1 protein-coding gene is annotated in these 15,003 nt (G+C 71.7%); it reads right to left on the bottom strand.

Annotation, left to right across the window (positions count from 1 at the left end; translation table 11 throughout):
* Positions 1 to 15,003, bottom strand: a 15,003-nt coding sequence (locus ACLHRZ_RS35025; protein WP_490422667.1) for an SDR family NAD(P)-dependent oxidoreductase, incomplete at both ends; no start/stop codon positions are given.

Genomic DNA, 15,003 nt, shown 5'->3' with positions numbered 1-15,003 from the left:
CCGACGACAGCGCACGAACCGGAGCCGCCGTCACGGCTTCCGCACCGAACAGCTCGTCCAGCAGGAAGTCCGCCAGTGCCGCAGCACTCGGGTAGTCGAACACCACAGTCGCCGACAGCCGTAGGCCCGTCACCGTCCCGAGGCGGTTGCGCAGTTCCACCGCGGTCAGCGAGTCGAAGCCGAGGCCCTGGAACGCCCGCGTCGGGTCCACGTCCACGGCCCCGGTGTGGCCCAGGACCGATGCGATCTGCGTGCACACGAGTTCCAGCATCGCGTCACGCCGCTCCTCCTGTCCCAGTGCGGCCAGCCGCCGGGTGAGCACGTCCGACGCGTCGGACGTGGCAATACCGCGTGCACGCGCCCGTACCAGGCCGCGCAACGACGCCGGAATCCCGTCCTGCGCGCGGAGCGCGGCGAAGTCGAAGCGCACAGGGAGCACCGCCGGCTCCACGCTCGCCAACGCCACGTCGAACAGGGCCAGCCCCTGATCGGGGCGCAGCGGGGGCATTCCGGCGCGCGTCATCCGCTCGACGTCGGCCTCACCGAGGCCCTCGGTCATGCCGCTCCCCCGGGCCCACGGTCCCCAGGCGAGTGACACGGCCGGCAGACCCCGGTCCCGGCGATGCTGCACTAGGGCGTCCAGAAAAGCATTGGCCGCCGCGTAGTTGGCCTGACCGGCATTCCCCAGCGTTCCCGCCACGGAGGAGAAGACGACGAAAGCATCGAGGTCCATCTCCTTCGTGGCCTCGTGAAGGTTCCACGCCGCATCCACCTTCGGACGCAGAACCGCAGCCAGCCTCCCAGGTGTGAGCGAGGCGACGACGCCGTCATCCAGGACACCCGCCATGTGGATCACAGCCCGCACCGGATACCGCCCGACCAGACTCCCAACAGCAACCGCATCCGCGACGTCACACGACTCGACGACAACCTCCGCACCCAAATCCCCCAGATCCGCAACGAGTTCAGCAGCCCCCTCAACCTCGATGCCACGCCGGCTGACAAGCAGCAGGCTCCGCACCCCGTGCTCGACCACCAAGTGCCGGGCCACCAGCCGACCCAGACCACCCAGACCACCCGTGATCAGGACCGTGCCCTCGGGGTCCCACTGTGCCCGACCGGCGTGGGCAGACGTCCTGGCCAGCCTCGCAACCAGCACCTCGCCCTCCCGGATGAGCAGTTCGGGCTCATCCAGAGCAAGGGCCTGCGGGAGCACGTCACGACACGTCTGGTCGTCTCCCTCGAGGTTCACCAGACCGAAGCGGCCGGGGTGTTCGGAGGCGGCCGACCGAATCAGCCCCCGCACGGCCGCCCCTGCCAGGTCGGCACCGGTCGTCGCGCCTCGGGTCACGAAGACCAGGCGGGAGGCCGCGAAGCGGTCCTCCGCCAGCCACGACTGCACCAGACCCAGCACGCGCGACACCGTCGCGTGCACCGACTCAACGACACCGTCACCAGCACTGGCCAGCTTCACCAGCACGGCGTCCGGTACCTCCGCCGGCACTCCGGCCAGGGCATCGGCAGCTTCCTCGAGCTGTATCAGGGACACGGGGGCGGCGCCCGCCGTCCGGACCGGCACCCAGCCGAGAGCGAACAGAGTGTTGTGGGTCACGGCGGCGGAGTTCTGCAGTTGCTCCGCACTGATCGGCCGGACCGCCAGGGCTTCGACCGAGGCCACCGGTGCACCGGTTCCGTCCGTCATCGCCACCGACACCACGCCCTCGCCGGAGCGCGACAACCGCACTCGCACCGCTGAGGCACCGGTCGCCTGCAGCGACACCCCGGACCACGAGAACGGCACACCGCCCGGGGCCGCACGGTCGCTGCCGCCGAGTGCCAGCGCGTGCAGGCCCGCGTCGAAGAGTGCCGGGTGGAGGCCGAACGCGCCGACCTCCGTGTCGTCCGGCAACGCGGCCTCGGCGAAAATGTCATCGCCCAGTCGCCAGGCTGTACTCAGGCCCTGGAAGGCGGGTCCGTAGGCGAAGCCCGCGTCGGCGAAGTGCTCGTACACGCCGGTCACGTCCAGCGGCTCGGCGCCCTCCGGTGGCCACACCGAGGTGTCGAACGCTGTGGCCACAGCACCGGTCGCAAGGGTTCCGCTCGCGTGCAGGGTCCACGGCGACTGGTCGTGGCCGTCGTCGGACCGGGAGTGGACGGTCACGGCCCGGCGGCCGGACGCGTCCGGTTCCCCGGCCCGTACCTGCACCTGCACGCTGCCCTGGCCGGGCAGCAGCAAGGGGGCGGCGAGCGTGAGCTCCTCCACCATGTCGCAGCCGACCTCGTCGCCGGTGCGCACCGCGAGTTCCAGCAGTGCCGTGCCCGGCACCAGTACCGAGCCCATGACCACGTGGTCCGCCAGCCACGGGTGCGAGGCCACCGACAGCCTGCCGGTGAACAGGCAGCCGTCGGAGCCGGCGAGTTCCACGGCCCCGGTCAGCATCGGGTGCTCCGCGGGCCTCAGTCCCGCGGACTCCACCGCGCCGGCGAAGGCCGTGGTAGCGGGCCAGAAGCGCCGGTGCTGGAAGGCGTAGGTCGGCAGGCCGACGCGTCGCGCGCCCGATCCGGCGTAGAACGCGGCCCAGTCGGGCTTCACCCCGGACACCTGCAGCCGGGCCAGGGCGTCCACCAGGGTGGACTCCTCTCCTCGGGCCTTCCGCAGCAGGGGCACCAGCACGGCGTCATCCCCGCAGGACTCTTCGGCGAGGGCCGACAGTATGCCGTCCGGGCCGAGTTCCACGTACCGGCTCACGCCCTGCTCGTGCAGGGTGCGGATGCCGTCGGCGAAGCGCACCGCCCCGCGGACGTGCCTGACCCAGTACTCCGGCGAGCACAGTTCCTCGGGCGTGGCGAGCCTGCCGGTCAGGTTGGACACCACGGGGATCGTGGGCGCCCGGAACGACAGGCCGTCCAGTGCTGTGCCGAACGCGTCCAGCATCGGGTCCATCAGCGGCGAGTGGAAGGCGTGCGATACACGCAGCGGTGTCGTCTTCCGTCCTTGTTCCTCGAAGTGCACACAGATCCGCTGCACTGCGTCCGCGGAACCGGAGACCACGGTGGATGCCGGTGCGTTGACCGCCGCAATGGACACGAAGTCGCCGAGGAGCGGCTGGACTTCGTCCTCCGTGGCCTGCACGGCAAGCATGGCACCGTCGGCGGGCAGCGCCTGCATCAGCCGGCCCCGGGCGGTGACGAGCGCACAGGCGTCGGCCAGGGGAAACACCCCCGCCACGTGCGCGGCCGCCACCTCGCCGATCGAGTGGCCTGCCACGAAGTCCGGGCTCACGCCCCACGACTCCAGCAGCCGGAACAGCGCCACCTCGATCGCGAACAGGCCCGGCTGGGCGTACACGGTCCGGTTCAGCAGGTCGGCGTCGTCGCCCCAGACGACGTCACGGACCGGTTGGTCCAGATGTGCGTCCAGCCCTTCGCACACGGCGTCGAAGGCTTCCGCGAACGCCGGGAAGCGGGCGTGGAGTTCACGCCCCATGCCGGAGCGCTGCGCGCCCTGGCCCGTGAAGAGGAAGGCCACCGGTCCTGCGGTGCCCGTGCCCGCGGGCAGCTCCCCGCGTGCCAGGGCGCCGAGTCCGGCCACGAGTTCGTCCCGGTCGGCGGACACGACGGCGGCCCGGTGTTCGAGTACCGCCCTGGTCGTGCCGAGAGAGTAGGCCACATCGACGGGGCGGCACGCGGGGGCTGCGGTGACGTGCGAGAGCAGGCGTACGGCCTGTGCCCGGAGGGCTTCCGGGGTCGTGGCGGACAGCAGCCACGGCACGACCGGGGCCGGGCGCGCGGCCGGTGCATCCGGCTCTGACGACGCAGGTGCGGATTCGATCAGGACGTGGGCGTTGGTGCCGCTGATGCCGAAGGACGATACGCCCGCACGGCGCGGACGGGCCCCGGCGGGCCACTCCCGGGACTCGGTGAGGAGCCGGACGGCTCCGGCCGTCCAGTCGACCTGGCGGCTGGGCTCGTCGACGTGCAGGGTGCTGGGCAGGGAGCAGTGCTGCATCGCCATGACCATCTTGATGACGCCCGCGACACCGGCCGCGGCCTGCGTGTGGCCGATGTTGGACTTCACCGAGCCGAGCCACAGGGGCCGTTCGGCGGGGCGGTCCTGGCCGTAGGTCGCCAGGATGGCCTGGGCCTCGATCGGGTCGCCCAGGGTGGTGCCGGTGCCGTGTGCCTCCACGGCGTCGACCTGGTCGGCTGCCAGGCGGGCGTTGGCCAGGGCTTGTCGGATCACTCGGCGCTGGGAGGGGCCGTTGGGTGCGGTGAGGCCGTTGCTCGCGCCGTCCTGGTTGACCGCGGAGCCGCGGACGACCGCGAGCACGGGGTGTCCGTTGTGGACGGCGTCCGACAGCCTCTCCACCACGAGGAAGCCGGCACCTTCGGCGAAGCCGGTGCCGTCGGCGGCCGAGGCGAAGGACTTGCAGCGCCCGTCGGGGGCGAGTCCGCCCTGACGCCCGAACTCGGCGAACACTCCCGGGGTGGCCATCACCGTGACCCCGCCCGTCAGGGCGAGGGAGCAGTCGCCCTGGCGCAGGGCCTGGGCCGCGAGGTGCAGGGCGACCAAGGAGGACGAGCAGGCGGTGTCGACCGAGACTGCGGGGCCTTCCAGGCCGAGCTTGTAGGACACGCGGCCGGCCACCACGCTGCCGTTGCCGTCGCTGCCGGGGTAGTCGTGGTACATCACACCGGCGAACACGCCGGTGCGGCTGCCGCGCAGGGATGCCGGGTCGATACCGGCCCGTTCCAGGGCCTCCCAGGAAAGTTCGAGGGTGAGCCGCTGCTGCGGGTCCATGGAGAGAGCCTCGCGCGGAGAGATCCCGAAGAAGCCGGGGTCGAACTCGGCTGCTCCGTCCAGGAATCCGCCCTCGCGGGTGTAGTAGGCGTCCGGGTGCGCGGCGTTCGGGTCGCGGAGCGCGGAGAGGTCCCAGCCGCGGTCGCGCGGGAAGGCGGTGATGGCGTCGCTGCCGGATGTCACCAGCTCCCACAGTTCCTCGGGGCTCGTGACGCCGCCCGGGTAGCGGCAGGACATGCCGACGATGGCGATCGGTTCCTGCCGGGCTGCGGACAGTTTGCGGTTCTGCGCCCGCAGGGCGGCCAGGGTGTCGCCGTCGTGGGCGTCCACGTCCTCCGTCGTCAAGCCCGACGGTACGACCCGGATCTCCGCCAGTTCGAGCAGGCTGTCCACCAGCCCGGCATCACGCAGCCGGCTGGTCGGGATGGAGTTCAGAGCCTGCCGGATCCTCTCCTCGCCCGTTCCTGCGCCGTCGTCGCCCAAGGCCGCGTCGGGCCACAGCTCTGCCGTGATGTGGTCGGTGACGGCGAGGGCGTTGGGGTGGTCGAAGGCGAGGGTGGCCGGCAGGCGCAGACCGGTGAGGGTGTTGAGCCGGTTGCGCAGATCGGTCGCCGCGAGGGAGTCGAAGCCCAGCTCCTGGAAGGCGCGTTCGGGTTCGATCGCCTCGGCGGAGGCATGGCCGAGGACGCAAGCGACCTCGGCGCGCACGGCGTGCAGCACCGCGCGATGCTGCTCCCCCGCGGTGTGGCCCGCGAGCCGTTCCGCCAGCGTTGCCGTGGGTGTTGCGGCGATCGTGGCGGCCCGCCGCATCACGGGCGCGAGGCCGCGGAGGAGGGCGGGGGTCTCGTCGGTGCGGGAGCGCAGCGCGGCGGTGTCCACGTGTATGGGGACTACCGCGGCCGCGTCCGTGCGGAGGGCTGCCGCGAAGAGGGCCAGGCCGGTCTCGTAGGCGAGGGCCGGGATGCCCTGGGTAGCCATGCGCGTGCGGTCGACATCGCCGATGAACTGTCCGAGGCCGGAGCCGACGTCCCAGAGGCCGAAGGCCAGGGAGGTCGCGGGCAGGCCTTCGGCATGCCGCCGAGCAGCCAAAGCGTCGAGGAAGACGTTCGCCGCCGCATAGTTGCCCTGACCCGCGGTCAGCACCAGACCACCGACCGACGAGAACAGCACGAACGCCGACAAGTCCATCCCACAAGTCAACTCATGCAAATACCAGGCCGCATCGGCCTTCGGCGCCAGCACCGCATCGACACGCTCCGGCGTCAGGGCGCTCACCAGACCGTTGTCGCCCACGCCGGCCGCATGCACCACACCCGTCAGCGGACGGACCGACGTAATCTTGCTGATCAGACGGGCCAGTGCATCCCTGTCCGAGACATCGCAGGCGACCACGTCGGTCTCAGCGCCCAGCCCGGCCAGCTCCGCCGCCAACTCCTGCGCTCCCGGCGCCTCAACGCCCCGACGGCCGGCCAGCACCAAGTGCCGCACACCGCACTCGCCGGCCAGGTAGCGGGCGACGACCGCGCCCAGACCACCCGTACCGCCGGTGATCAGCACCGTGCCGTCGCGGTCGAAGCGCACCGGTGACTCCCCGGGCGTCAGGGGGGCGAGACGGGGCACCCACACCGTGCCCCCGCGCACCGCGGATTCCGGTTCGCCCGAAGCGACGGCCGTCAACGCCACGTCGAGCGCGGCGCCTTCGTCGATGTCGACGAGCAGGAAACGACCCGGATTCTCGGACTGAGCAGAACGCACCAGCCCCCACACCGGAGCCTGTTCCAGACGCATCTCCTCGCCGAGGTCGACTGCGCCGCGCGTCACCACGACCAGCCGGGAACCGGCGAACCGCTCGCCGGCAAGCCACGACTGCACCGCTTCCAGCACCCGGTGCACCACCGTACGCACGCCGGACAGGACGTCCGCGTCGAGTTGCGCACCACAGTCCAGCAGGACCACATCCGGAACCGGACCGGATTCCGGGATCCCGTCCCAGGCCGTCCAGGAGAGCTCGATCGCGTCCATCGGCCGCGGCGGGAGCTGCAACCACTCGATCGCGTACAGGGTTTCGCCCGCCGGGCTGCCCGCGTCCAGCTGTTCCACGGTGACGGGGCGGCTCACCATCGACGCCACGGACAGCACCGGCCGGCCCGCCGCGTCGGCGACGGCCAGCGACAGTCCTCCGTCTCCGGCCCGCGTCAGCCGCACGCGTACGGTCGATGCGCCTGCGGCGTGCAACGAGACGCCGTTCCAGGCGAACGGGATCGCCGTGTCACCCGTGCTCGTCAGGATCGCCGCGTGCATCGCGGCGTCCAGGAGCGCAGGGTGCAGCCCGAACCGCTCGGCGTCCTCTTGCACCTCGTCCGGCAGTGCCGCCTCGGCGAACAGTTCGTCGCCGCGCCGCCATACGGCGCGGAGTCCTCGGAAGACCGGCCCGTAGCCGAAGCCAGCCTCCGCGAAGCCTTCGTACGCACCGTCCACTGGCACCGGCTCCGCGTCGACAGGCGGCCACGCGCTCAGGTCGAACGCGCCGGAGGAGCCCGCCGGGCCAGGGCTCACGAAACCGGATGCGTGACACTCCCACGCCCGCTCGTGCCCGTCGTCCGGTCGGGAGTGCACCGTCACGGCCCGGCGGCCGGATCCGTCGGGCTCGCCGACCCACACCTGCACTTGCACGCCGCCCTGTCCGGGCAGCATCAGCGGCGTGGCCAGCGTGAGTTCCTCCACCGTGCCGCAGCCCGCTTGCGTGCCGGCCCGTACAGCCATGTCGAGCAGCCCGGTGCCGGGCACGAGCACGTGGCCGAGCACCGTGTGGTCCGCCAGCCAGGGGTGCGAGTCCAGGGAGAGCCTGCCCGTGAAGAGATGGCCGTCCGCGCTCACCAGTTCTACGGCCGCGCCCAGCAGCGGGTGGCCGGCCGGTCCCACGCCGACCGACCCCAGGTCGGCCAGTGGGCCTGCGGCGTCCAGCCAGTAGCGCTGCCGCTGGAAGGCGTACGTCGGCAGATCCACGTGCTGCCCGCCGGTCCCGGCGAAGAATGCCCGCCAGTCCACGGCTGCTCCGCAGGCGTGGAGCCGGGCGACGGCGCCCACCAGTGTGGTCGCCTCAGCCCGGTCCCGGCGCAACACCGGCACCGCCAGGACGGCGTCCGCCGCATCACCCGAGCAGTCATGGACCATGCCGGTGAGAACGGCCTCGGGCCCCAGCTCGAGGAACCGGGTCACGTCCAGTGTCCGCAGGGCGCGTATGCCGTCGGCGAAGCGGACGGTCTCGCGGGCGTGCCTCACCCAGTACTCCGGAGAGCACAGTTGCTCCCCGTCGGCGAGCTCTCCGGTGACGTTCGACACGACCGGAACACGGGGCGCCTGGAGCGACAGCCCTTCGACGACCGTGCGGAAGTCGTCCAGCATCGGGTCCATCAGCGGCGAGTGGAAGGCGTGCGAAACCCGCAGCCGACTCGTCCTGCGGCCCTGTTCCTCGAAGTGGGCGCTCAGGTTCAGTACGGCCTCCTCGGCACCCGAGACCACGACGGAGGACGGGCCGTTGACGGCGGCGATGGACACGGATGCGTCCAGCAGGGGCAGGACCTCGTCCTCCGTCGCCTGCACAGCGAGCATCGCGCCACCGGCGGGCAGCGCCTGCATCAGATTGCCGCGTGCCGCAACCAGCTTGCACGCATCAGCCAGCGAGAACACGCCGACCACATGCGCAGCCGCCACCTCGCCGACCGAGTGGCCTGCCACGAAGTCCGGGCTCACGCCCCAGGACTGGAGGAGCCGGTAGAGGGCGACCTCGACCGCGAACAGTCCGGCCTGGGCGTACGCGGTCCGGTTCAACAGGTTCTCGTCCTCGCCCCAGACGACGTCTCGGACAGGCCTCTCCAGGTATTCGTCGAGCCCCGCGCACACCGCGTCGAAGGCGTCCGCGAACACCGGGTACGCCGCGTGCAGTTCGCGCCCCATCCCCAGGTGCTGCGAGCCCTGTCCCGAGAACAGGAAGGCCGTCGGCCGACCGCTGCGCGCGATCGCGGTGAACACGCCGGGCGCGGACTCGCCCCGTGCCAACGCCCGCAGCCCGTCGAGCAGTTCGTCGCGCTCCATGCCGACCACGACCGCTCGGCGTTCCAGGGCGGTGCGGGTCGTCGCGAGGGCACGGGCCATGGCCAGGGGGGTCTGCTCCGGCCGGGCCTCGACGAACTCCAGCAGGCGTTCGGCCTGGGCCCGCAGGGCCTCGGGGGTCGCTGCGGACACCGGCCACGGCACTGCCGACCAGTCGGGGGCGGCCACCACTCCGGGCTCCGGCGCGGGCCCGCCCGGCTGCTGCGGTCCCTGTTCCAGCACGACGTGCGCGTTGGTGCCGCTGATGCCGAACGCCGAGACGGCGGCACGGCGCGGGCGACCGGTCTCCGGCCAGGCCACGGCCTCCGTCAGCAGCTCCACGGCGCCTGCGGACCAGTCCACGTGCGGCGAGGGCTCGTCCACGTGCAGGGTGCGGGGCAGGAAGCCGTGCTGCATCGCCATGACCATCTTGATGACGCCCGCGACACCGGCCGCGGCCTGCGTGTGGCCGATGTTGGACTTCACCGAGCCCAGCAGCAGAGGCAGTTCCTCCGGCCGGTCCCGGCCATACGTCGCCAGCAGCGCCTGGGCCTCGATCGGGTCACCCAGGGTCGTGCCGGTACCGTGTGCCTCCACGACGTCGACGTCGGCCCCGGACAGGTCGGCAGCCGCCAGGGCCCTGCGGATCACGCGCTGCTGGGAGGGGCCGTTGGGCGCGGTGAGACCGTTGCTCGCGCCGTCCTGGTTGACCGCGGAGCCGCGCACGACGGCCAGGACCCGATGTCCGTTGTGCAGGGCGTCCGACAGGCGCTCGACGAGCAGGACGCCCACGCCCTCGGACCAGCCGACGCCGTCGGCAGCCCCGGCGAACGCCTTGCAGCGACCGTCCGCGGAGAGCCCGCGCTGGCGGCTGAACTCGATGAACATGCCCGGCGTCGACATCACCGTCGCACCGCCGGCCAGGGCCAGCGAGCACTCGCCCGAGCGCAGTGCCTGGATCGCCAGGTGCAGTGCCACCAGCGAGGACGAGCACGCCGTGTCGACCGTCACCGCAGGGCCTTCGAGACCGAGCGCGTACGAGACACGGCCGGAGACGACGCTGCCGCCGCTGGTGCCGGAGGGGTTCGCGCCCAGGCCGTAGTCGTGGTACATGACGCCCGCGAAAACGCCGGTCTGGCTGCCCTTGAGGGAGGCGGGGGCGATGCCCGCCCGTTCCAGCGCCTCCCAGGAGGTCTCGAGCAGCAACCTCTGCTGCGGGTCGGTGTACAGCACCTCGCGGGGCGAGATGCCGAAGAAGGCAGCATCGAAGTCGGCGGCGTCGTGGAGGAAGCTGCCGCGCCGGGTGTAGCTCTTTCCCTCCTTGCCGGGCTCGGGATCGTAGAGGCCGTCGATGTCCCAGCCGCGATCGGACGGCAGCTCCGACACGGTGTCCACGCCGTCGGCCACCAGCTGCCACAGCTCCTCGGGACTGGTGACGCCGCCCGGGTAGCGGCAGGCCATGCCGACGATCGCGATGGGCTCGTCGTCGGAGAGGCGACGCTCACCCGCCGTGCACGGTGCAGGGGAGGTGTCCGTGTCGTCGGTGCCGGCACCGGTCAGGGCGATGATGTGGTCGGTGACGGCGAGGGCGTTGGGGTGGTCGAAGGCGAGGGTGGCCGGCAGGCGCAGGCCGGTGAGGGTGTTGAGCCGGTTGCGCAGATCGGTCGCCGCGAGGGAGTCGAAGCCCAGCTCCTGGAAGGCGCGTTCGGGTTCGACCGCCTCGACGGAGGCGTGGCCGAGGACGGAGGCGACCTCGGCGCGGACGGTCTGAAGCACGGTGCGGTGCCGTTCGCCCGCAGTCAGTCCGGGGAGCCTCTGCACCAGGGTGCCCGCGGCGGCCTCGTCCTGGGCCGCACGAGCGCGCCGGGGGCCCGGCGCCAGGCCGCGCAGCAGGGCGGGGATCTCGTCGGTGCGGGTGCGCAGGGCGGCGGTGTCCACGCGGATCGGGGCGATGGAGGGCCGGGAGGAGTGAAGTCCCGCCTCGAAGAGTGCCAGCCCGGTCTCGTAGGCGAGGACGGGGACGCCCTGGGCCGCCATGCGGTGGCGGTCGACCTCGCCGAGGGCCTGCCCCATTCCGGCGCCCGCGTCCCAGAGGCCGAAGGCCATGGAGGTCGCGGGCAGGCCTTCGGCGTGCCGCTGGACGGCCAAAGCGTCGAGGAAGACGTTTGCCGCCGCGTAATTGCCCTGGCCTGCGGTCAGCACCAGACCACCGACCGACGAGAACAGCACGAACGCCGACAGATCCATCCCACGGGTCAACTCATGCAAATACCAGGCCGCATCGGCCTTCGGCGCCAGCACCGCATCGACACGCTCCGGCGTCAGAGCGGTCACCAGACCGTTGTCACCCACGCCGGCCGCATGCACCACGCCGGTCAGCGGACGCACGGCCACGATCCCGTCCACCAGGCCGGCCAATGCGTCCCTGTCCGAGACATCGCAGGCGACCACGTCGGCCTCGGCACCCAGCCCGGCCAGCTCCGCCGCCAACTCCAGCGCTCCCGGAGCCTCGAAGCCCCTGCGGCCGACCAGCACCAAGTGCCGCACACCACACTCGCCGGCCAGGTACCGGGCAACGACCGCGCCCAGACCACCAGTACCACCGGTAATGAGCACCGCGCCGTCGCGGTCGAAGCTCACGTCGGACTGCTCGTGTGCCAGGCGCACAAGCCGTGGCACGAGGAACTCGCCTCCCCGCACTGCGGATTCCGGTTCGCCCGAGGCGACGGCCGTCAACGCCACGTCGAGCTCGGCGCCTTCGTCGATGTCGACGAGCAGGAAACGCCCCGGGTTCTCGGACTGGGCGGAACGCATCAGTCCCCACACCGGCGCCTGCACCACGTCCGTGCCGTCTCCGAGGGCAGCAGCACCGCGCGTCACCACGGCCAGCCGCGAGTCGGCGAACCGCTCGTCGGCAAGCCACGACTGCACCACTTCCAGCACCCGGTGCGTGACCGCACGCACCCCGGAAGGCGCGTCCCCCGCCGGCTGCGTGCTGCGGCAGTCCAGCAGCACCACGTCCGGGACCCGACCGGACTCGGGCAGGTCCTCCCACTCGGCCCAGGAAGGGAAGCCCTTTTCGGCAACGGGCAGTGCCGGAACGGCAGACCACTCGATGGCGTACAGGGGCTGGTCCACTGCGCGTACCTGCCCCAACTGCTCGGCGGAGACCGGGCGTCCGGCCACGGATTCCACCGACAGCACCGGTCGGCCCGTCACATCGGCGACGGCCAGCGAAAGGGACCCCTCGCCGGTTCGCGTCAGCCGCACGCGTACCGCCGACGCGCCCACCGCGTGCAGTGACACGCCGTCCCATGCAAAGGGGATCACCATCTCGCCGCGGTCGGCGGCGAGGATTCCGACGTGCAGCGCAGCGTCCAGGAGAGCGGGATGCACGCCGAACCGTCCGGCATCGTCCTTCGCCCGGTCCGGCAGGGCGACCTCTGCGAACAGTTCGTCGCCGCACCGCCAGGCGGCCCGGAGCCCCTGGAACACCGGCCCGTAGCCGAAGCCCGTCTGCGCCAGCCGCTCGTAGGCACCGTCGACAGGCATCGGTTCGGCACCGGGCGGCGGCCACTCCACCGCGTCGAAGGCCATCGGCTCGGCGACGCCGGTGGCCAGCATGCCCGCAGCGTGCTCGGTCCAAGGGCCGTCCTGCCGGTCCTCCGCCCTCGAGTGCACGCTCAGGGCACGTCGCCCGGACGCGTCCGGCATCCCGACGCGCACCTGTATCCGAAGGCCGCCCTGCCCCGGCAGCACCAGGGGCGCTGCGAGCGTCAGTTCCTCCACCACGTCGCAGCCGACTTCGTCACCGGCACGGATCGCCAGTTCGAGCAAGCCGGTGCCCGGGACGAGCACGGTGCCCTGCACCATGTGGTCGGCCAGCCACGGGTGGGATTCGACCGACAAGCGGCCGGTGAACAGGACCCCTTCGTCACCGGCCAGTTCGACTGCCGCCCCCAGCATCGGGTGTCCCGCCGCGCTCAGACCGGCGAAACGCACCTCTCCGGCGCGGGTCGGCAGGACCGCGGGCCAGAACCGCCGGCGTTGGAAGGCGTAGGTCGGCAGATCCACGCTCCGCGCACCGGTCCCTGTGAACAGGGCCTGCCAGTCGGCCCGCACGCCACGGACGTGCAACTGCGCCAGTGCGGCCAGCGCCGTCACCTCTTCGGACCGGTCCTTGCGCAGGACGGGAACGAACACGGCCTCGTCCGGCTCGGTCTCCCGGCCCATGGCGGCGAGCACGCCGTCCGGGCCGAGCTCGACGAACGAGGTCACGCCGCGTCCGGTCAATTCGCGGACGCCATCGGCGAACCGGACGGTTTCGCGGACGTGGTTCACCCAGTAGTCGGGAGAGCACAGCAGGCCTGACGCAGCCAGCGCGCCGGTGAGGTTCGAGACGACGGGGATGGCGGGGTGCGCGAACGAGAGGTTTGCGACGACTGTGCGGAAGTCGTCCAGCATCGGGTCCATCAGCGGCGAGTGGAAGGCGTGGGAGACGCGAAGACGGGTCACCCTGCGGCCCTGCTCTGCGAAGTGGGCACCCAGCTTCAGTACGGCCTCCTCGGCGCCCGAGACCACGACGGAGGACGGGCCGTTGACGGCGGCGACGGAGGCGGACTCACCCAGCAGCGGCAGGACTTCGGCCTCCGTCGCCTGCACAGCGAGCATCGCGCCACCGGCCGGCAGCGCCTGCATCAGACGGCCGCGTGCCGCGACCAGCTTGCACGCGTCACGCAAGGTGAACACGTCGGCCACGTGGGCCGCCGCCACCTCACCGATGGAATGCCCTGCCACGACGTCGGGACGCACACCCCACGACTCCAGGAGACGGAACAGAGCCACTTCGACGGCGAACAGACCCGCTTGGGCGAACACGGTCTGGTTCAACAGATCGGCGTCATCGCCCCAGATGACGTCACGGACAGGCTGCTCCAAGTGCTCGTCCAGCTCCGCGCACACCGCGTCGAAGGCCTGCGCGAACACCGGGAAGCGTGCATGCAGCTCACGCCCCATACCGAGCCGCTGCGAGCCCTGGCCGGAGAACAGGAACGCACACTTACCGCTGTGCACCACACCCTCGACGACGCCCGGCACGGACTCCCCGGCGGCCACGGCGGACAGGCCGCGCAAGGAGTCGTCCGGGTCGGCTGCCAGCACGACCGCACGATGAGCGAACGCCGACCGTTCGGTGGCGAGCGACCAGCCGACGTCCACCGGCCGCGTTTCAGTCTGCTGCGTCATACGGGCCAGCAGTCGGGCGGCCTGAGCACGGAGTGCCTCGTCCGACTTGCCGGACAGCACCCACGGCACCACTCCGCCGACAGTCGACTGCTCTGTGCGAGCCGGAACGGGCTCGGGCTGTTCCAGGACCACGTGGGCGTTGGTCCCGCTGATACCGAAGGACGACACGGCCGCGCGTCGCGGTCCAGCTCCCTCCGGCCAGGCGTGCTCCTGTGTCAGCAGTTCCACTGCGCCGGCGGACCAGTCCACATGTGAAGACGGCGCGTCGACGTGCAGCGTGCGCGGCAGTACGCCGTGCCGCATCGCCATCACCATCTTGATCACGCCTGCCACACCGGCCGCAGCCTGCGTGTGACCGATGTTCGACTTGATCGAGCCCAGCCACAACGGCTGTTCGGGATCACGGTCCTGGCCGTACGTCGCCAGCAGTGCCTGGGCCTCGATGGGATCGCCCAGCGTCGTCCCTGTACCGTGCGCCTCCACGACATCCACATCGGCCGTCGACAGACCACCACTGGCCAGGGCCTGGCGGATGACTCGCTGCTGGGACGGGCCGTTCGGCGCCGTCAGACCATTGCTCGCACCGTCCTGATTCACCGCAGAACCACGCACCACGGCGAGTATGCGGTGACCGTGACGGCGGGCATCGGACAGGCGCTCCAGCACCAGCATGCCCACACCCTCGGACCAGCCCACACCATCCGCGGCATCCGAGAACGAACGGCAACGCCCGTCTGCCGACAGTCCACCCTGCCGGGAGAACTCCACGAACGTGTTCGGGGTGGACATCACCGTCACACCGCCTGCCAGGGCCAGCGAGCACTCGCCCGAGCGCAGCGCCTGAGCCGCCAAGTGCAGCGCCACCA

This window comes from Streptomyces sp. AM25 (assembly GCF_058146165.1).
The sequence above is the reverse complement of the archived record's forward strand: the minus strand, read 5'-3'. Positions and strand labels throughout refer to the sequence as shown.